This window comes from Paucimonas lemoignei (genome assembly GCF_004342585.1).
GTDB classification, from domain to species: domain Bacteria; phylum Pseudomonadota; class Gammaproteobacteria; order Burkholderiales; family Burkholderiaceae_D; genus Paucimonas; species Paucimonas lemoignei.
In genome coordinates this window covers 158,823-179,077 of record NZ_SLZQ01000007.1, presented here as the reverse complement: position 1 = coordinate 179,077, position 20,255 = coordinate 158,823, and the positions used below count along the sequence as shown (strand labels likewise).

Genomic DNA, 20,255 nt, shown 5'->3' with positions numbered 1-20,255 from the left:
TGCATTCACCGGCACTCTATTGTAAATATGCCTATGAAAGCACCATGGATCCTGATTCTGAATCGCACTCCATCGATGAACCGGACTTTCATGCGTTCTTCGATGCCATTCCCGTTCCCTGCCTGGTCCTCACACCGGACTTCACGATCGTAGCTGCCAACGAGGCCTATCTGCGCATAACCCAGGCATCCCATAACGATGTCATCGGTCGCAACATATTCGACATTTTTCCGGACAACCAGTATGCCCCGCCAGCCAGCGGAACTCACAACCTGCGGACATCGCTGCTGCGCGTCATGCAGGATAAGACTTCGAACATGATGCCCATCCAGCGCTACGACATCACGGTGGAAAGAGATGGGAAGAAAGTAGTGGAAGAGCATTACTGGAGCCCGGTCAATTCTCCAGTCTTCGATAGCAATGGCAATATTTCCCATATTTTTCACTGCGCGGAAGACGTCACGCAAGCCGTCTGGACCAAAGCGCGCATTGCCGGCACAGGAACGGGAGCGAGCGATGAAGTGCAAGCGCCGCAACAAGCCGGCGTAAGCGCAGGCGCACGGGCGGAAAAACCGGAGCCTGGCTTCGCCGCAAGGACCAAGGATCTGCTGCAGGAACGGGAATATATTTATTCGCTGGTGAGGGCGATACCGGTCCCCTGCACGGTAATGCTTGGCAAGGATCATCGCTACTGGCTACAAAACAAAGCGCACCGCGACCTCACCGGCCACTTCGACATCATCGGCAAACCGTATCATGAAACCTTTCCCGCCACTGCAGAATGGGAATTGCCCATATTGGATCACGTCTTTCAGCATGGCCAGCCATACCACATAGAACGCAAAAAGCTCACTTTCGGCAAAAACGAAGACGGCACCTCGCGGGACCTTTACCTGGCGCTGTCATGGCAGCCCTTCTTCGGCAGCGACAATACAGTAGTGGGCGTAATCAGTACGGCAACCGACATCACCGAGCAGGTACGCACGGAAAGCAAGTTGCGCGAAAGTGAAGAGTTTTACCGGATTGCCACCGATGCGGCGAATATTGGCACTTGGAATGTATTTCTCGACAAGCAGGTAGCTGACTTGTCCCCGAGATTGGCGGCAATGATGGGCTTGCCGCCTGATCGTCAGCGCTATTCTTTTGACGAAATGCTGGAAGTCACTCATGCAGAAGATCGTGAACGTCTACTGAAAGCAATGCAACGCGCATGGGAGACGGGCAGCATCTATGAAGAAAAGATACGTATCAATTTTCCCAATGGTGAAAAGCACACTCTATTTTCGCGCGCAAAAGTCTTCCTCGACGAGGATGGCAAGCCCTTGTCGTTGCGGGGCGCCGCCATCGACCTGACGGAACAATTGCGCGCCGAGGAGCAATTGCGCACCGCAAACGACATGCTCAGCCTGGCCGTCGAGGGTGTCGGCGAAGGCATATGGGAATGGGACCCCCGCAACAGGACGGTCTACTATTCAGAACGCGCCAAGGAAATCCTGGGCTATGCGCCGGAAGACTCGCCCAGCTACCGGATGCTTTGGCCTTCCCGCGTTCATCCTGACGATCTGCGGCGCGTGAGCATGGCGCTGCGCGAGCATATCGAAGGCAAAGTGCCGACATATATCTGCGAGTACCGCGCCAAATGCAAGAACGGCGATTTCAAATGGGTGCTGTCGCGCGGTATCGTCGTTGCCCGCGACGCCAATGGCAAACCGCTGCGCATGACAGGCATGTTCAGTGACATATCCGACCGCAAGGAAGCCGACGAACATATCTGGCGACTGGCAAACTTCGATATCCTGACCGGCTTGCCAAACCGCCGGCTGTTTCGCGATCGCCTGGAGCAGGACGTGAATCAAGCCAGCCGGAACCACCATAAGCTCGCCCTGCTCTTTATTGATCTTGACCGCTTCAAGCAGGTCAACGATTCGCTGGGGCATGAAGCAGGCGATCTCCTGCTGCGCCATGCCGCCAAGCGCATCCAGGAGTGCGTGCGGGATACCGATACCGTGGCCCGCCTGGGCGGCGATGAATTCACCGTCATCCTGAACGAGCTGCACCATGAGCATGACAGGGTGGAGCAAATCTGCGAAAAAATCCTGCAGGCACTTAGCCAGCCGTTTTCACTGGGCGCCGAACCGACCGGCGTTTCCGCCAGCATCGGCATCGCACTGTATCCGGACGACGCGAAGACGCACGATGAATTGCTGCGCAAGGTGGACCAGGCGATGTATTCCGCCAAACAGGCGGGCAAGAACCGCTTCGCCTATTTCACGCGCGAGATGGATGAAAACGCGCATCGCCGCCATCGCGTGATGAACGAGCTGCGGCGAGCCCTGCAGGAAAAACACTTCGAACTGTACTTTCAGCCGGTTATCGAGCTTGCCACCGGCCGTATCTGGAAGGCCGAAGCACTGATCAGGTGGCGCCATCCCGAACTTGGCTTCATCGCGCCATCGCAGTTCATTCCCCTGGCTGAGGAATCGGGCCTCATTGATGAAATAAGCGACTGGGTTTTTCAACAGGCTGTCACATATTCTCGACAATGGAGCGAGCTGATCAAGGCGCCGTTTCAGATCGCCGTAAACAAGTCGCCCGTGCAGTTCAGTCTGCCGAAAAAGGATGCCTGGATTGATTTCCTGCACAGCGAAGGCGGAACGACACCCCATATCGTCGTCGAGATCACCGAAGGCTTGCTGATGCAGACATCCAGTCAGGTGACGAATCTGCTGCAGGAATATAAGGCGGCGGGCATGCAGGTCGCGATCGACGATTTCGGCACCGGCTATTCATCGATGGCGTATCTGAAGCGCTTCGATATCGATTATCTGAAAATCGACCAATCCTTCGTGCGGGACATGACCACGGATCCCACCAACAAAACCATCACCGACTCGATGATTGCCATGGCTCACAAGCTTGGCATCAAGGTCATCGCCGAAGGCGTCGAAACGCCGGAACAGCAGCAATTGTTAAGTGAAGCTGGATGCGATTATGCACAAGGCTATCTGTATTCCCCGCCATGCACCGCCAGCCACTTCGAGAGCATGCTGGTATCGCGCAATCCCGGGAACAAGGTGCAATCGAAAAACACCCGGGTGCGGTATTGACTGAAGTCAGGATACAATTCCGAAAAAACGTATTTCCTTATCTTTACAAGCAATCAGTCATACAACATGAACGACACGACACAACGTCCCGCCTTCCCCGATCGCCTCTCGATCGATCCGCGCAGCCGCTTTCACAACGCCGATGTGCTGCAGCACGACGTCGGCATCAAGCTCAACGACAAAGAGTATACAAACGTCGAAGAGTATTGCATCAGCGAAGGCTGGATTGCCGTGGCATCCGGCAAAGCCCTTGACCGCAAGGGCAAGCCGCTGCTGATCAAGATGAAAGGCAAGGTCGAGCCGTTTTATAAGTAACAGGCGCTCTTCCGCTCCTATCCGGCCACATAGCGAATCTGCCGTTCCAGCAGTGACGTCTGCGTTCAAGCACTGGGTTATCCTGGAAGGAAGTCATGGACCGCTAAGCACCGGGTATGCAATCAGTGCATGCCTCCATCGGCGTCAGACCCGTCTTCAATTTCTTTTTCGCGTCGCGCACGGCGGTACGCAGCCCTTCCTCAATGGTCGGGTGATAAAACGGCATGCTCATTAGCTCAGCCAATGTCATGCCCTTCTGACAAGCCCATGCCAGCAAATGGCCAAGGTGTTCGGCACGCGGACCAAACATCTCCGCGCCTAGCAGCTTGCCGCTCTGGCTGTCGGCATAGAGCCGCAGCAAGCCGTGATTTTGCAGCATGACCCGGCTGCGCCCCTGGTTCTCAAAGGATGCTTCGCCGATTACGTAACGGCCGGGCTCCAGCGTCCGATAAGACTGGCCAACGCTTGCAGTCTGCGGATCGGTAAACGCCACCGCAAACGGCACATAGCGCGCGCGCGCCTGGACATTCGGAAAACGGGCGGCATTATCGCCGGCGATTCTTCCCTCGTCCGTCGCTTCGTGCAGGATCGGCAGCGTGGCATTCACATCGCCGGCGATAAAAATCGGCGCATTCCCGCATTGCATGGTGTGGGGATCATACTTGGGCACGCCTGCCTCATCCAGTTCCAGGCCGGCATGCTCCAATCCCAACCGCGCCAGGTTCGGCCGCCGGCCTGTCGCCGCCAATACATAGGCATATCGATCGCTACGCTCCATGCCATCCTTGCCGCGAGAGCGCACTGTGACGCCGCTGTCGTCAGATATGGTGTCAAGTATTTCGGTATGCAGGCGCATATCCATTTCACCGGCAAAGTAATCGCGCGCGGCTGTCTGCACGGCGGGGTCGGAAAGCTGCAGTACCCTGTCGCTGCGGCCGAACACGCTCACTCTGACGCCGAGTCGGTGCAGCGCCTGGCCGATTTCCATGCCGATGATGCCCGCACCGACGATCGCTATCGACTCGGGCAAATCCTCAAGATCGAAAATGTCGTCGCTGGTGAGCAAACGATGCGGTGACAAGCGATCAGGAATTTGCGGGCTGGAACCCGTGGCAATCACGATCCGCTCGGCATCGATACGCGTGTGCTCATCTACCTGCAGGGATTGCGGAGAGATAAAGCGGGCAAAGCCATGAATCCGATCCTCCGAGGGAATCCGGTTGACCTCGTCAAGCACAAACCCGACGAAACGATCCCGCTCTGCGCGGATCCTCGCCATGACGGCCTTGCCGTCGACGCTCACGGAAACGGGTATGACGCCGAACTGCGGCGCCAGCATGGCTTGATGCCTCGCTTCGGCCGCGGCAATCAGCAGTTTGCTCGGCATGCATCCCACGCGCGCGCATGTCGTGCCATAGGGTCCGCCCTCGATGAGCAACACGCGCTTGCCATTTGACTTGGCGTCACGATAGGCGACCAGGCCGGCTGTTCCCGCACCGACGATAGCGATGTCGACCGATATGGTCTTTTTCATGGCAACCGTTTGCATCGATGAATGTCTTTCTAATTATCTTCGCATGGCATGTCGCGACCGCAGAAGGAGCCGGACCGGCAAGCTGTTTTCATGCCTGCGCAGCCAGGTCTTCAATCGAAGCACACCAGCCTTGAACGCCGTCTCCGCCACGCAATCGCAATTCAGCGCCATTCCGGCATAAGAGCGATATATCTCGACTTGCTCCATGTTCTGCTGCACGCCCGAAAGCCAGACCTTGTAATCAAGCCGCCCGCCGCCCATGTGATACTTCTTGACGCCGTGATGAATGCCCTGGCAAATGGCATGATAATAGCAAAGCATTCCGGGCGAGTAGTCATTGTATTTTTCATCGTGTGCGATCACTTCCGCCTTTTGATTCGTCCCGATGCGAAATGAGATTGACCCGGCACACAATTGCCCGTCTACCCAAATAACATCCACAACGCCGCACGATTTCGCCAACTCGACCATGCGCCGCGCCTGTTCGCCATTGATGCCGAAATTGATATTTTTGGCCGTGACCCTGGCTTCGCTTAGCCTGATGAGGTCATAGATGATTTGTTCTTCAATATCGTTTTTTTCGTAGGACTGGTAGCTGACATAGAAAAAATTTTTCTTGAGCTTTGCCTGATAGCGCTTGAGGTTGTGGCGCGTAGCCTTCCCCAGGCGGGCCGTATAGTCATTCACTGTGTCAGGCAGGTCGATAACGATATCTTCCATGGCATGCCCGCGCAGAACCGGATACGGAAAATCCGCAAGGTCCGTGTGGACAGCATTGAGGCGGATGATCTCGACCGATGGAAATCGCTTGAACATGCAGGAGGCGAATCTTCGCAGTTCGGCTGGATCAATCTGCATCGTGTGGTTCAACACGTCGATGCGGCGTCCGCTAAGACGGAAGAGCAAAATGGCGGATGGCTTTTCGTCTTGGCGAGCGACATAGGTACTGATGTTGTCGCTCGATTCGAATGCCAGGACATAGGGAAGCGAGGAATAAATATGGCCGTACAGCCGTTGCAGTTCACCTTCCACAAACTGCGGGATGTCGTTCAGGTAAATTGCGTCGGATTTTTTTTCGGCGAGGAATTCAGTTGACCGAACGGTCTTAACTTGCACAAGAGGTACATCGCGCATTGCATACCTCACTGATCAAATTTTAGAGAACATGCATCATGCATCCGCAATTGATGCGCTCATTGATCAGGCACAGTTGCAGAGGAATTTCGATTGCGTCGAATAATGATCGACGGCTGCTTGTTTCTCTTCACTATCCATACCGAAATTCGTGGCAAATGCAACTATACATGCGAGCCTGTCCAAGATGGTTATCGACCAAAATTATTGCGCGCATGCGTTTGATTTGAGGGTACAAAGCCCTGCAATTCGGCATTGGCAAACTCGTTGCTGAAGTTTTCAGGATTGCCACCAGGATCAGCAAAGGAATTGACCTCGTCATGGTCCGGAAGCAAAAAATTCGCCAATAACAAAGCTTTAAGATCCCTTCAGCAAATCAACTGCGCTCAATAAATCATTGAGCTCAGCCGGCTTGGTAAGGTGCCTGTCAAAACCGGCATTGCTGGCACGCGACTTGTCCGCCGACTGCCCATACCCGGTCAATGCCACGAGCTTGATGCGCTGGCTGGCATAGCGCCGGCGGATCGTTCGCGCCAGTTCATAACCATCCATTTCAGGCAAGCCGATGTCGACAAACATGAGTTCCGGAGCAAAGTCCTGAATCATTTCAAGCGCCACATGGGAATCATGCACGGCCTGCACCGTATGACCGTTTAGCTTCAACATTTCCGCAATGGCCTGGGCAGCGTCGATATTGTCATCCACCACCATGATGCGGGCATGCTGGTCCAATTGGGACGCCGGCTTTCTATCTTCATCCGCCGGACTTGGCGGCGCAATCGTCTGCAGGCACACCTGGAAGGTACACCCCTTCCCCAGTCCCGGACTCGAAGCCGAAACCGTGCCGCCATGTAGCTCGACCAGGCTTTTCACGATCGCCAGGCCCAGGCCGAGCCCGCCGGAAGTACGGGCCAGCGATTGCGGCGCCTGAAAGAATGGCTTGAACACTTGCTCGATCATTTCGGGATTCATTCCTGCCCCTTCATCGCGCACGCTGATGCAGGCGCCATCCCCGGCTTGGGTCAGGCTCACCGAAATCTCGCCCTTGGGATCAAACCGTAGCGCATTCGTCAACAGATTGGTCACGACCTGGATCAAGCGCGTTTCATCGCCATTGACCCAGCTATCGACTGCGGAGACGGCAATGCCGCGATCCCTCGTCGCGGTCAATGGAAACACCGATTCCGCCGCGCGTTCCACGACCGTGCGCAGGTTGACCGGTTCTTTGCGGATTTCCAGTTTTCCCTTGGTGATGCGGGAGACATCCAACAAGTCATCGACAAGCCTGCGCATATGGGCGACTTGGCGCCGCATGACATCGCGCTCGCGGCGGAATGCCTCATTGCCCTTCACATCCATCAGGTCCAGCGCGGTCACCATCGGCGCCAGCGGATTACGAAGTTCATGTCCCAGCACGGCGAGGAACTCGTCTTTTGCCTGGCCAGCCTGCTCCGCCTGTTTGAGCGCATCGCTCAGGGATGCCATGAGTTTTTCACGCTCTTCTTCCGCGGCCCGCCGTTCATTCGAAGCCGCCTGCAATGCGGCGCCGATCTGGTTAATCTCATGAATGGAGTGAGGCTTGAAACTGATCGGCTCGCCTTGCCCAAGACGCAGGGCCTGCTGTTCGACAGCGCCGATGCCCAGCGCAATCTTACGGGAAAGCAGAATGGCCAATCCAATGCAAATGGCCAGCGAAGCGCCAATGACCAGAATATATGTCGTCAGGCTCTGCTGTAATACCTGGTTTATCGGCGCGGTAGGAGCGCCGATTACCACCATCCAGCCATGCTTCGGGATACGAGCGTAGGTAGTGATGACTTCTGTTCCTTCGAGCGTGCGAGTGACGCCGGCCCCTTCCGGCTTGCCTGTGCTGATCAGCTGTGCCAGCGTCGGCGAAATGCCGGTAGCTACCGTGCTTTGATGATCCTTGGATCGTGCCACCCGAAGGTTCGATGCATCTTGCACGGAAATGACCCAGCTTTTGGGCACCTGTTGTCGATTGATGATCTCAAGGATGCGGTCTGGCTTGACTGCCGCCGTCAGGACATAAGCCACTTCACCATTTCGCACCACCGGGTAACGAACCGGCACGGCATATTCTCCTGCCTGACCCTTTGCGATATTGCCGATGACTGGCTGATGCGTGGCGATGGCCTGTTCAAGGCTGGGAGATTCAATGATTTTCGCGCCGCTCGTACCATCTGGCAGGGCCGATTTGAAAATCAGTTGGCCTTTACCGTCGGTCAGGACGATCCCGGCCCAGTGCGGTCGAGCGCGCGCGGCTTCACGGGCAACGGCATAAAATGAAGGGAAATCTTTTTTTGCCAATAGCGGACTATTTGCCATCGTGCGCATGGCGCTGACTGCCGCATCCAGCTCAACGTCAACGGCACTGGCCAGTGCACGCGACAGATTAAGCATCGAATCTTCCATTTCACGACGCTGCTCACCAATTGCGGCATGAATTCCCCAGGTGCCAAGTACGGCAATTGGCAATAGGCCGATTCCTGCCAGCAGGATCAAAAGGTGACGTAATCGCAATAAGCGCGGTCTCAACATCAGGAAATTCGACGTATATCAGTAGTGAGGTTTACAGATGGTAACCGAGCCGGTCCAGTTTAGATAGATGCGTGCAAGTTATCAATCGCTTGTTTCTATGGCCTGATCTCCGGCCTGCTGACGCTTCGCAAACGCATTCCGATAATCTCACCCGATGCTGAATAAGTTCATCGCATTCTTGTCAGAGCTTTGCTAGCCCCGACAAGTGGTATCACAAAGTCCGATTCCTCTGGAGAAAGACATGAACGAAATCATTCAACGCCTGGTGGCGAAAACAGGCCTGCCGGAAGACAAAGCAGCGATGGCGGTAGACACCGTGGTTGGTTTCCTCAAAGAGAAATTGCCCGGCCCAGTCGCCTCGCAGATTGACAGCCTCGTGGGCGGACAATCAGGCGGATCAGGGGGAATGGGCGGTCTTGGCGACATGGCGTCGAATCTTGGCGGCATGTTCGGCAAGAAGGAATAGTTTTTCTCGCGATTTGAAGGTCGCTGATCATGACAATACCGAGAGGACAAAATCTTTATTTATAAAAGCCTCGAGTTGCCTTGATTGCCCGCGTAGATGATCATCATGAATCGAATGGCTGTTTGGCATGATCGCTTAAGTAGTAGAACAAAATGACGAGAACTTCGGGATTAACAGGCCCTGGATAGTCGCCTGCTTAATCCTGCTTTGTGTCTACTGCAGCATCAAACTTTTAGGCATCCGGCGGAGCCTGCCGGAATTGCGCCTGGCTTAAAAATTCAAATCGCCATACTTCAATCAGCACTGAGCGTTACCTGGACTCCGCACCAGGAAATGCTCGCGCACGCCAATGCGTTGTGTTCTCGCCAGATTGTGACCAATATTTAATACTATTAGGCGCTTTTACAACTGTGGCGCCAGAGAGAAATGCTAAACTGCTTATCAATATCAAAATAACTAAAAGTCAGAATAGCGACTGCAACAGTAAATTCCAGTTTTCAGTTCAATGAAGAAGCGCATCCTTGTTCCCCTCTATTCCCAGTCCGGACAGCTCACTCGCATAACAGAACAAATCTTGGCGCCGCTTCAGGAAAATGGCGAGTTTGAAATCACGTTCTTACCCATTGAACCGATCAAACCCTATCCCTTCCCATGGTCCTTCTTTCGGTTTCTGGATGCCTTTCCCGAGTCGATCGGCCAGATAGCTCCACAGATCAAGCCGCTGGCGCTAAAGGATTCGGATCAATTCGATCTGATCCTCCTGCCCTATCAGATCTGGTTTCTGGCGCCATCCCTGCCGGTGCAAGCCTTGCTGCAAGATCCGTCATTCAAGCGCGTCGCGCAAGGCAAGCCCGTGGTGACACTCATCGCTTGCCGGAACATGTGGCATCTGGCCCAGGAAAAAGTGAAAGCATCGCTCAAGACAATCGGGGCGCGCCTGCTGGACAACGTGGTGTTGACAGACCAGGGCGGAACGTTCGCCACCTTCATCACGGTGCCGCGATGGCTTTTGACGGGCAAAAGCGATGCATTCATGGGATTGCCCGCCGCCGGCGTGCATCCCGATGAAATCAGGCGGGCACGCCGCTTCGGCCTGGCTTTGCGTGACGCCCTGTTGCAAGACAAGGAAAAGGGCGATCAGTCCTTGTTATACGGACTCGGGGCAGTCAAGGCGGATCCGACGCTGCTCGTCAGCGAACGCGCCGGCACGCGCAGTTTCACCGTCTGGGGGAAATTGGTTCGCGCGGTAGGAAAGCCAGGCGCCTTCGCGCGCATGCCTGTACTAGTCCTGTATGTCACTTTTCTGCTGGCGATCATTGCGACCGTGGTCCCGGCCAGCCTGACGTTGCAGTTCCTGTTGCGCCCGTTCTTGCGCAACAAGCTGGCGGCAGCCAAACAATATTTCGAAGCCCCGTCGGGGTCAGGCAGTGAGCGTTTAGCACAATATGAATGAAGTTTACATCACCGCTACCGGTTCGTACCTGCCACATGAACCGGTAGGCAACGACGAGATTGAATCCGTGCTGGGCATGATCGGCGGCAAGCCATCGCGTGCGCGCCGGATCATCTTGCGCAATAACGGTATCCAGTCGCGCCACTACGCCATCGACAAAGCCAGCGGCCAGCCAACCATGAGCAATGCCCAGCTTACCGCCAGGGCGATACAAGCCTTGGGAGTGAGCGGCAATGTGGATGTGCTGGCGACCGGCACCTCCACCCCTGACCAGCTGGCGCCCAATCACGGCGTGATGGTGCATGGCGAACTGGGCTGGGACACGCTCGAAGTCGTGTCCACCGCCGGCATCTGCCTTGCAGGCGCCACCGCGCTCAAGCATGCGTTCTTATCGGTCAAATCGGGCGAAGCGCAGCGCGCCGTCGCTACCGGCTCGGAAAGGATTTCCCCGCATCTTCTGGCGCGCCAGTTTGAAGCCGAATCGGAACATAAGGTGCAGGAACTGGAAGATCGTCCCGAGATCGCCTTTGAAAAAGACTTCCTGCGCTGGATGCTGTCCGATGGCGCCGGCGCTGTCTTACTCGAAAACCAAGCACGCGGGCCGCTATCGCTGAAGATCCACTGGATCGAATTATTCTCCTATGCGCACTTGCTGCCAGCCTGCATGTACATGGGCGCGGAAAAGAAAGATGATGGCTCGCTCAAAGGCTGGGCGGATTTTTCATTGGATCAGTGCGTTGCGCAATCCACCCTGGCAGTCAAACAGGATGCGCGCCTGCTGAATGAAAACATCATTCCGATCACGGTCGGCGGACCGCTGAAAGCCATTCAAGCCAAGCGAAAACTCACCAGCGACCAGGTCGACTGGTTCCTGCCGCACATCTCGTCCATGTATTTTGCCGAGCCCTTCGCGCAGCAACTGGCCGACATCGGCTTTCCGATCGAACGGTCCAAATGGTTCACGAACCTGACTACGCGTGGCAACACCGGCTCGGCGTCCCCATACATCATGCTGGATGAATTATTCCATTCCGGGCGAATTCAAAAGGGGCACAAGCTGTTGATGTTTATTCCGGAGTCCGGTCGTTTTTCCAGTGGTTTTGTTTACCTCGAGGCGGTGTAAATGGATATCGATGACGTACCACAGGAAGGCAATGCGACGCTGTCCGGGTTGCGCAAGGCTGTCTATGCCCGCGACGAAAAAGGCGAGATTGTCGCGGTCGCCAGCCGCGGCTGGGAAGTCGAGGAAATCGTGACGCAGCAGGCGGTGGATGCAATGAAGGAGCAAGCCAATGCCACGCTGGCGCGTGCCAGGGCAGGCTTGAGTTCGCCGCTCGAATACTGGATGCATGAGAAGCGCATGGATGTCGCCCTGCTCGCGCAAAGTACCGGGCTATGGCAATGGCGTGTGCGCCGCCATCTACGACTGGAACGATTCAACAAGCTCTCCGACAAACTGCTCAGTATTTACGCCGAGGCTTTGGGCATGCGGGTCGACCAACTCAAATCCTTGCCATGACTACGTCTTCCACTTTCCAACATCAACACGCGGCGCACTGCGAAAGCGGTGTCATTTCCTCGCTGTTGCGCCATGAGGGCGTCGCCATATCCGAAGCCATGGCATTTGGCTTGTCGTCTTCGCTATCGTTCGCCTACCTGCCATTCATCAAATTGGGCGGATTGCCACTGATCGCCTACCGCATGCCGCCCCGATTCATCATCAAGGGCCTGGCAAAGCCGCTAGCCGCCAGGTTCGTGTTTGAAACCTTCGGCAAACCGGAAGCAGGCAAAAAGCGCCTGGATGAACTGGTCGACCAGGGCAAGGTCGTCGGCGTGCAATCATCCGTGTACTGGCTGCCCTACTTCCCAGCCGACATGCGTTTTCACTTCAATGGCCATAACTTGCTGGTGTATGGCCGTGAAGGCGATGACTACCTGATCAGCGACCCGGTATTCGAAACCACGGTCCGCTGTGCTTCGGTCGATTTGCAGCGGGCGCGTTTTGCCAAGGGCGTACTGGCGCCCAAGGGATTGCTGTATTACCCCCGCGAGATCGGCAATAAAACGGTACAACCCGACGCCGTGCTGAAAGCCATTCGTAAAAATTGCAAGATCATGCTCGGCCCGGTTCCGATCGTCGGCATTCGTGGCATGCGCCTGCTGGCGAAAAAAATCCGCAAGCTGCCTAGCAGCTCGCCGGACGCCAAGGCCTTTGTCGGCCATATCATCCGCATGCAGGAAGAGATCGGCACAGGGGGCGCAGGCTTTCGCTTCCTGTATGCGGCCTTCCTGCAGGAAGCCGCCAAGCTTACGGGTCGCTCGCAACTCGCCAGTCTTGCCGAAGAATTGACCCTGATCGGCGATGGCTGGCGTGCCTTTGCCCTTGCCACTGCGCGCATGGTAAAAGGACGCGACCCCATGGATACGGCCAGACTGGCTGACCTGCTTGATGACCGCGCCGATGCCGAGGCGGTTTTCTTTAAAGCGTTGAAAGAAGCGGCAAGCTAATGCTGAGCCTGCGTGATTTGCGCTTCACCTATCCCAATGCGGCACGTGCGGCGCTTGCCGGCGTCTCGTTCAATGTGAATCGCGGCGAGATCGTCGGCCTGCTGGGCCCGAACGGAGCGGGCAAGACTACGCTTATTTCGCACCTGGCCGGGATGCTGCCGATGCAGCATGGCGAGATCCGTGTTGGCAACGATTCGCTGGCGCAGGCCCGAAAAAAAAGGCCTTCGTGCATCGCGATCGCGCCGCAGGAATACGCGTTTTATCCCACCCTTACCGTGCGCGAAAACCTGCAATGCTTTGGCGCCGTCAGCTCATCCAGCAACCTGAAGCCGCGTATCGAACGTGCCTCGGCCTTCGCGCAACTGGAGCAGTTCAACCGGCAGCAGGCACGCACCTTGTCCGGTGGCTTGAAGCGGAGGCTGAACCTTGCCATCGCGACGCTGGCCGAACCCGACTATATCCTGCTGGATGAACCGACGGTCGGGGTCGACCCGCAATCGCGCGCCTTCCTGCTGGATGCGGTACGGCAGCTGGCGCAGGAAGGGGTCGGCATCATCTATACCTCTCACTACATGGAAGAAGTCGAAGCCCTGGCCGATCGCGTCGTCATCATCGACCATGGCGCCGTGCTGCGCCATGGCACGCTGGATGAATTGCTGTCGCAGGGGCACCCCGTATTGAAGTTTCTCCAGGCCGGCCTGACCGAACAAGCCGTCAGCGACATCTTGCAGCCCTTCGGTACGATGCAGTCGCCACACCAGTTATTGCTCCGTGCAGGCAGCACGCCTAGCCAGGCATTGAACGCGCTGGAACTGGCCGGTGCCCAAATCACCCATGCGGAATTCGGCCGCTTCAATCTTGAGCAGCTTTTCATGCAGCTCACTCAACGTTCCTTGCGAGACTGACCATGTTACTGGCATTGATACGCAAAGAATTATTGGCCATCAGCCGCGATATCCATGGACTTGCCGCGCTGTTTATCTTGCCGATCATCTTTATCATCGTGATGTCGATGGCGCTCAAGGATGTGTATTCTCCGCATGTCGACAAACTGGCCTGGTCATCCATCGATCAGGATGACAGTGAACTAAGCCAGTCGCTCCTGGAACGCTGGAAAAAGGCAAACGGCAATCCGCTCGACCTGCCAGCCGACTGGCGGGATGCCGTGCGTGAAGGTCAATTGAAATACGTGATTCAGATCGAAAAAGGGGCGGAGGCAGATCTCAGGGAAACGAGAAAGCCTGAGCAAAAGCGCATCCTCCTGCTGACGGATCCTGCCATCGATTTTGGCGCTTTTACATCGCTGCGCGCCCAGCTGGAAGCGATCACCACCGAGATGCGCGCCGAGTCGCTGATGCAGCGAAACCCTCTTTTGCTCAATATCGAGCCGGCCGATCTCCATGGTTCCAACGTCGCCAGGGCCGAGCGCGTACAGGGCGGCCCGCGTCCGACAGCAGTGCAGCACAATGTGCCGGCCTGGCTGGTGTTCGGCATGTTCTTCGTCGTCACCACGATTGCTGGTCTGTTCGTCGAGGAACGCAGCGGTGGCGCACTTAGCCGCCTGTTCAGCCTGGGCGCCAGTCCCTTCATCCTGTTGCTGGCGAAGGTGCTGCCGTTCATGGTGATCAATTGCCTGCAAGCTGGTCTCATGTTCGCGGTCGGGGTCTATGTGATCCCATTATTGGGCGGCGACGCGCTATCGCTGCAAGGGATCAACTGGCTGGCTTTGTTGACGATGGTACTGGCGATCAGCCTGGCCGCGATCAGCCTGGCGCTGCTGGTTGCCACGCTCGTCCGAAGCCAGGCGCAAGCATCCGTCATCGGGCCGATGATGAATATCCTGATGGCGGCAATCGGTGGCATCATGGTGCCGACCTTTGTCATGCCTGCGGTCATGCAAACACTGTCGCATTTGTCGCCCATGAACTGGGCGCTCGAAGGTTTGCTCAATGTCCTGCTGCGCGGTGGCGATCTGCATAATATCCGTTTTGAAGCGCTGCGTTTGCTAGCGCTTGCCGCCATCTCGCTCGGCATCGCCTACTCCATCTTCCGCTATAAAAAATCATGACCATCGATATCGACGAATTGAAAAACCTGATTCTGGATGCCGCGGAAAAAGAGGAGCCCGACGGCGGCATCAGTCCGGATGAGGTATTGTTTGGCGAGGAGTCTCGTCTGGACCTCGACTCTATCGATGCCTTGCAAATTTCGATGGCGATTCAGCAGCGCTATGGCATCCGCTTAAGCGACAGCAAGGAAACCCGGCGCGCGATGGCTTCCCTCCAATCGCTGGCGGCATTCTTAAGCCAATGACTCCAGTCTATATCGCCGGTTTCGGTTTGGCGTCCAGCCTGGGCGTCAACCTGACTGACGCGGTACAAAACATCCTTCGCCCTCCCGCTCCGGGCCTGCGCACGATCAAGGGGCTGGACCTTCCCCTTCCCTATTTCTCCATACCGCATTCCTCGGCGAATTGGCATGCGCGCTGCGCAAGCCTGATCCGCCAGGTTGTCGATGAAGCAGGCGCCAACCGCCGGACAGGCGCGCTCTACATCGCCAGCGCATCACTCTACGTCGGAGCAATGGAATCCGGCGAACCTCATGCCAGCAGCTTGCCCGTTTTTTTGGCCGAACTGGCCGGCATGCTTGACTGGCACGGCCCGGTTCACTTGATTAATACTTCCTGCACCTCCAGCCTGAATGCCGTCCTGACCGCCCGCGATGCAATGTTTGCCGATGCTGTTGAAGATGCGGTAATCGTTGGCCTCGAATTGGAAAATCTGCTGACGCTCGCGGGATTCGCCGGCATGAAACTGTTGTCGAATACCGCAAGCCGGCCGTTTGCCGTCGACCGCGATGGCTTGGTCCTGGGAGAAGCCGTCGCTGCATTGCGTCTGTCGAGGCAACACGGCCGCTGGCGCATGAGAGGCGGGGCGCAAGTCATCGATAGCAGCCAGCTGAGTGGCGCAAGCGACGCCGCTTGTCGAATCATGCTTCAGCAGGCCCTCGCGGATGCGAACCTTCATTCAAACCAGATCGACCTGATCAAGGTGCAGGCAGCGGGAAGCATCCTCAACGATGCCATTGAAGCGCGTGCGCTCACCGAATCTTTCTCCGCAGTGCCTCATTTACTGTCGCTGAAGCCCCTGATCGGGCATACACTGGGAGCATCCGGCGCGGCGGAGATTGCCCTGCTGCTTGCCATGCTGGAGCAACAGCAATGGCCGGCTATTCCTGTCGAAATGGACCCAGAATTAGGCGTGCAGCTTGCCGCGCAACGACCAGCGCAGCTCAGGCATATCCTGGCTTGCATATTAGGATTTGGCGGCAGCCACAGTTGCATTGCCATCGAAGATACCGAGGCTTCCGATGAACGCCAAGTTCTTTAAGGTGATCGTGTCCAGCAGCGCGCCGATCGAAGAGGATTGGAGCGTGCAGCTCGTTACGCTATTGGGAAGCAGACCGCGCCGCCTGTCGCGCTGGTGCGAGCTTGGCTTGTTTGGCGGCTTGTCGTGCATCAGCAAAACCGGTCAATTACACTTGCCAAACGATGTTCCGATCAGGGTCTACAGTGAATATGCGACGATCCACTCGACCCACAAGGCCATCGAGCAAGCGAGCCAGCATCTGCCGATGCCCTTCACCTTTATGCAAACGCAGCCATCGCAATTGTTCAATGCATTAGGCACGGCACTCGGCTGGCAAGGCGATGGCTACACGGTAGCCGGCATCACTCGCAAGCAAAGCGAAACTGCGCTTTTACGCAACCTCAAGCGCTCAGCCTTGCTGGGCTGGGTGGATGAAGAACCGGAACTCATCAGCCGCTGGATCTGGCTTGAAGAAACTGACGGCAATGTCAGGGAAAATTGGCGCAATGCCGACAGTATTTTTCAGCTGCAGGCCCATACGCGTTGGCTAAAAATCGATTCTGAAAACACCTTGTTTGAGGCAGGCTGAAACGAGCCGATTTGACCGGCGGCTGACGCCGCCTTCTGACAGGCCCCGCGAAGACGGGGCCATGCCATGTGGTGAGGCCCGTCTAGGCTTGCTGACTCTACAGCGTCAGAACTTGCCGATAAAATCGTCCTTGCCCAGCTCCACGCCGTTATGCCGCAGGATGGCGTAAGCGGTCGTCACATGGAACATGAAGTTCGGCACGCCAAAATGAACCAGGTAAGTCTGCCCCTTGAATTGCATCTCATACGGCGAGCCCTTGTACACGACGACATCCCTTTCCTCGCTGCCGTCCACCTGCTCCGGCTTGATGCTGTTGAGGAAGTCGAGCGTCTTGGCGATGCGCGCGTGGAGTTCTTCAAAGGTCTGTTCGTTATCGGCAAACGAGGGAATCTCGACGCCGGCAAGACGGCCGGCGATGCCCTTGGCATTGTCACTGGCGATCTGCACTTGCCGCACCAGCGGGAACATGTCGGGATACAGGCGCGCCTGCAGCAATACCGCCGGGTCGATTTTCTTTGCCTGTGCGTGAGCTTCCGCCTTGCTCAGAATGGCGTCCAGGCTTTGCAGCATTTGTTTGAGCATCGGCACCGATGCCGCGTACATCGAAATGGTCATAGTGGCTCCTTAAAAACACGCGGAATTATACCGGGAGCCTTGCAAATCAGTAGACCGCTCTCGCTAAGATCCCAGTATCTGCGAGCGCAATTGCGCGTAATTTGCCGCCTCATCCTGCCGCAGCGGGAAACGCTCCAGCACCAGCAAGGCATTGCCTCGCACATCCCAGCTCTCCTGCGGATTATTCGCCAGGCCGAGCAACGCAGCTTTAACCGTGCCGGCTAGCGTGCCGGACTGGGCGACAGCAGTCACGGCTGCCTGGCGCACTTGCGGCGCCGGGTCCTGCAGTGCCTGCGCCCATTGTTCCTGGCTGCCGTCCGTCTGGTCCCATTGCGCCAGTTGCAGGATGCTCTGGATGCGTATGGTCGGATCGGCATTCCTGGTCAAACTCTGCAACTGCGCCACGATGGCGGCCGCATCCTTCGACTGCTTCAGCTGCGCCTGATTGCCGTCCGCTTCGACTGGCGGCTTGAGCGCAGCCAGCGCCACCTTGATGAGTTCCGGCGACTTCTCGTCGGCCAGGGATTGCAGGATGACGGGGTGCGCATCAGGCACATCGCCGCCCAGGCGCTGCAGGATGGTCAAGCCATCCCGGCGCTCTGCCATGTCCTTGCTTAGGGCAAGCCGCTTGGAGAATGCCAGCACTTCCGGCTTTTCGACGCCGGACAGCAGCGAGACGATCAGATCCCTGGCCTGCAGATCGGATTGCTTGTCATAGTTCTCCATGAGTTGCTTCATGACTGCCGGGTCGTCTTTGGCCAACTGGCGCAGCATAGCGCGCGGGTCGTTGCCCTCGGCCGGCTTGTTTGCCGGTTTCAAGGCTTGCGCCAGCAAGGCCTCGACCGGCTCGCTTATCACGCTATTGCCGATAGCGCCCCACGACCACAGACCTGCTGGCTGTCCAGCCGGCGCCGAGTGCTGCGACAAGGCTGGCGCCACAGGTTCCTTTGCCGTGGCTGCGTCGTCGGCAGGCTCATCGCTGACCAGCTGCATGCCGATAGCCACAGCGGCACACAAGCCCATGCCGCATAACGCCACCATCACGGGTTTCATTCATCGCTCCTGAATACGAAAACAGATCCACCCCAGAAAGGACGGATCTGTCTTCTTCAAGCGTGTTTCACAACTTGAGTTTAGTACGCGGCTTTAGGACCGGTCGTGTATTCGGCTGCGCAATCCAGGCCGGTACAAGTGGTCAGCAGCATGCGCTGGATGATGGCGCCGGTATTGGTCTTGGTGCGGAAGTGGCCGACACCGTTGGTGGTGTCGCCGCCGCCCGCGTTGTACGGCATGCCGTCGGCCCAGTCGTAATCGGCCTGGGTAGCATTGCTTCCCGCGCCGACATTGATTTGCGCTTTCACGTTGGAAGTCGTGCTGGCGAACTTGGCGGCAGAATCGCAACCAGCCCAGAACGACGCCGTGGCGCAACCGACCTGATCCTTGAACCCTGCCGACAGGGTGTAGAACGATACCGCGGTGCGCTTGGCCGGCATGTCGCGCATCGAATTGGTCGAGCCGCTGCCGGTCCATGGGTTGCTCACCCAGACGCCGTAATACCAGCCTTCAGGGAAAAAGCCGAAGGTATAGCTGTTGTAATAGTTTTGCGAACCGCAAGTCGGCGCTGCCGCATTGGCGTAGCCGGTGTAATAGCAGCTATACAAGCCGCGGATGCCGCCGGCGAGGTTGATGAACTTGCGCACGCTGGTCCAGTTGTTGTAGTACTGGAGCGTCGCCAGCGACATCGACACGCCCATGGAGTGGGCAACGATGTCCACTTGGGATTTGCCGGTATAAGCCTTGACCTTGTCGATGAAGGTTTTGATGATCGCGTACTTGGTCGATGAGTGATAGTTGTATTGCGCGGAACCCTGCTCGCTGGAGCTCAGGTAGGTGACGCCGAAGATCTCGCAATCGTTATAGCCGCGCGCTTTCAACTCGGCATAGACCGAGCGGGCCGGCGTGCCGTAGCCGCTGACATTACCCGGCGGCATATCGAAACTGATGGCATTGTCGCCGTTACCGTGAATGAAAATCACCGGGGTTTTCGTGGCCGTGCAAGAACCGCCGCCAAACCCGCCGTAACCCACGCCCGGAGCGAAGCCGCCGGCGTATTGGGTTTGCGTGCCCTTGCAGACAAAGCCACTGTTGGTGCCGCAAGTCAGCGCCTGCGCCTCGCCAGGAGCGACGAGGGTGCCGGCCAGGCCCCAGACGAGGGAAGTCACCGTGGCAGCGACTGCCGGAAGGAAGCGCTGCGCTCCCATGAGTTTTGAAATCATTCTTTTGTCTCCGAATAATAATATTTAGTGCGCCTTTTTTGAAATGGAAGCGCTTTTATCCATTTTCCGCGTAGGGCGATCGGCTCCTTTTCCCTTTGTCTCTTCCCTCTGCTGATTTGGCATGCTCGGCACGGAACCGCTTTGGCGCGATTTTTATGGATGCCGGACGCATGGCAACAGAAGGTCGAACGGATGCATCAGTAACTGACCGTTAGTCCCTTTGAAACGGCATTGAAAAATTCAGGAACAGGTCACTTACTGGAACCACTATATTCTATTGCCAGTCAGCAATCAATGGAGAGGAAAGGTGAGGAATTGACATTAATTAATA

18 protein-coding genes are annotated in these 20,255 nt (G+C 56.7%); 12 read left to right on the top strand and 6 right to left on the bottom strand.

Annotated elements, in window-relative coordinates:
* The first annotated feature begins 44 nt into the window (after positions 1 to 44).
* Positions 45 to 3,107: an EAL domain-containing protein gene (locus EDC30_RS12510; protein ID WP_165973813.1), complete on the top strand. Its 3,063-nt coding sequence runs from the start codon at positions 45 to 47 to the stop codon at positions 3,105 to 3,107.
* Positions 3,108 to 3,173: 66 nt separating this feature from the next.
* Complete coding sequence (locus EDC30_RS12505) at positions 3,174 to 3,422, top strand: DUF3297 family protein (RefSeq protein WP_132259172.1); 249 nt, start codon at positions 3,174 to 3,176, stop codon at positions 3,420 to 3,422.
* Positions 3,423 to 3,525: 103 nt separating this feature from the next.
* On the opposite strand, the gene EDC30_RS12500 is transcribed toward EDC30_RS12505, so the two are convergent.
* The 3 genes from EDC30_RS12500 to EDC30_RS12490 form a co-directional block, all read right to left on the bottom strand.
* Positions 3,526 to 4,956 (bottom strand): dihydrolipoyl dehydrogenase, encoded by a 1,431-nt coding sequence (locus EDC30_RS12500; protein WP_132259171.1) that lies wholly within the window; start codon positions 4,954 to 4,956, stop codon positions 3,526 to 3,528.
* Between the two features lie 33 nt (positions 4,957 to 4,989).
* A complete protein-coding gene (locus EDC30_RS12495; RefSeq protein WP_132259170.1) occupies positions 4,990 to 6,090 on the bottom strand; it encodes a GNAT family N-acetyltransferase in 1,101 nt (366 codons plus the stop codon).
* Between the two features lie 357 nt (positions 6,091 to 6,447).
* Complete coding sequence (locus EDC30_RS12490) at positions 6,448 to 8,586, bottom strand: hybrid sensor histidine kinase/response regulator (RefSeq protein ID WP_243656762.1); 2,139 nt, start codon at positions 8,584 to 8,586, stop codon at positions 6,448 to 6,450.
* A gap of 304 nt (positions 8,587 to 8,890) precedes the next feature.
* On the opposite strand from EDC30_RS12490, the gene EDC30_RS12485 reads away from it, so the two are divergent.
* The 10 genes from EDC30_RS12485 to EDC30_RS12440 all read left to right on the top strand — a co-directional run bounded on the left by EDC30_RS12485 (position 8,891) and on the right by EDC30_RS12440 (position 17,033).
* Positions 8,891 to 9,115, top strand: coding sequence for a hypothetical protein (locus EDC30_RS12485; RefSeq protein WP_132259168.1), 225 nt, complete (start codon positions 8,891 to 8,893; stop codon positions 9,113 to 9,115).
* Between the two features lie 574 nt (positions 9,116 to 9,689).
* On the top strand, positions 9,690 to 10,568 hold the full coding sequence (locus EDC30_RS12480) for a dialkylrecorsinol condensing enzyme (protein WP_243656761.1): 879 nt from the start codon (positions 9,690 to 9,692) through the stop codon (positions 10,566 to 10,568).
* On the top strand, positions 10,561 to 11,691 hold the full coding sequence (locus EDC30_RS12475; RefSeq protein WP_132259166.1) for a beta-ketoacyl-ACP synthase III: 1,131 nt from the start codon (positions 10,561 to 10,563) through the stop codon (positions 11,689 to 11,691). Before EDC30_RS12480 ends, EDC30_RS12475 begins: the two co-directional genes overlap by 8 nt.
* A complete protein-coding gene (locus tag EDC30_RS12470; RefSeq protein WP_132259165.1) occupies positions 11,692 to 12,087 on the top strand; it encodes a DarG family dialkylresorcinol biosynthesis protein in 396 nt (131 codons plus the stop codon).
* Positions 12,084 to 13,076, top strand: coding sequence for a BtrH-related acyltransferase DarH (darH, locus tag EDC30_RS12465; protein WP_132259164.1), 993 nt, complete (start codon positions 12,084 to 12,086; stop codon positions 13,074 to 13,076). The genes EDC30_RS12470 and darH overlap by 4 nt, the downstream gene beginning before the upstream one ends.
* Positions 13,076 to 13,981, top strand: coding sequence for an ABC transporter ATP-binding protein (locus EDC30_RS12460; RefSeq protein WP_132259163.1), 906 nt, complete (start codon positions 13,076 to 13,078; stop codon positions 13,979 to 13,981). Before darH ends, EDC30_RS12460 begins: the two co-directional genes overlap by 1 nt.
* Positions 13,982 to 13,983: 2 nt before the next feature.
* Positions 13,984 to 15,144 carry an ABC transporter permease gene (locus EDC30_RS12455; RefSeq protein WP_132259162.1) on the top strand — a complete coding sequence of 387 codons (1,161 nt, stop codon included), beginning with the start codon at positions 13,984 to 13,986 and terminating at the stop codon, positions 15,142 to 15,144.
* The gene (locus EDC30_RS12450; protein WP_132259161.1) at positions 15,141 to 15,389 is read left to right on the top strand and encodes a phosphopantetheine-binding protein; all 249 of its coding nucleotides are present in this window, start codon (positions 15,141 to 15,143) and stop codon (positions 15,387 to 15,389) included. The genes EDC30_RS12455 and EDC30_RS12450 overlap by 4 nt, the downstream gene beginning before the upstream one ends.
* Positions 15,386 to 16,465 carry a beta-ketoacyl synthase N-terminal-like domain-containing protein gene (locus EDC30_RS12445; protein ID WP_132259160.1) on the top strand — a complete coding sequence of 360 codons (1,080 nt, stop codon included), beginning with the start codon at positions 15,386 to 15,388 and terminating at the stop codon, positions 16,463 to 16,465. Before EDC30_RS12450 ends, EDC30_RS12445 begins: the two co-directional genes overlap by 4 nt.
* On the top strand, positions 16,446 to 17,033 hold the full coding sequence (locus tag EDC30_RS12440; protein WP_132259159.1) for a hypothetical protein: 588 nt from the start codon (positions 16,446 to 16,448) through the stop codon (positions 17,031 to 17,033). The genes EDC30_RS12445 and EDC30_RS12440 overlap by 20 nt, the downstream gene beginning before the upstream one ends.
* A 105-nt stretch (positions 17,034 to 17,138) precedes the next feature.
* On the opposite strand, the gene EDC30_RS12435 is transcribed toward EDC30_RS12440, so the two are convergent.
* From EDC30_RS12435 to phaZ7, 3 genes are all read right to left on the bottom strand, one after another.
* Positions 17,139 to 17,648 carry a DUF1993 domain-containing protein gene (locus EDC30_RS12435; RefSeq protein ID WP_132259158.1) on the bottom strand — a complete coding sequence of 170 codons (510 nt, stop codon included), beginning with the start codon at positions 17,646 to 17,648 and terminating at the stop codon, positions 17,139 to 17,141.
* Between the two features lie 63 nt (positions 17,649 to 17,711).
* A complete protein-coding gene (locus tag EDC30_RS12430; protein ID WP_132259157.1) occupies positions 17,712 to 18,701 on the bottom strand; it encodes a HEAT repeat domain-containing protein in 990 nt (329 codons plus the stop codon).
* Positions 18,702 to 18,781: 80 nt separating this feature from the next.
* Complete coding sequence (gene phaZ7, locus EDC30_RS12425; RefSeq protein ID WP_132259156.1) at positions 18,782 to 19,924, bottom strand: extracellular native short-chain-length polyhydroxyalkanoate depolymerase PhaZ7; 1,143 nt, start codon at positions 19,922 to 19,924, stop codon at positions 18,782 to 18,784.
* Between the last annotated feature and the right edge of the window lie 331 nt (positions 19,925 to 20,255).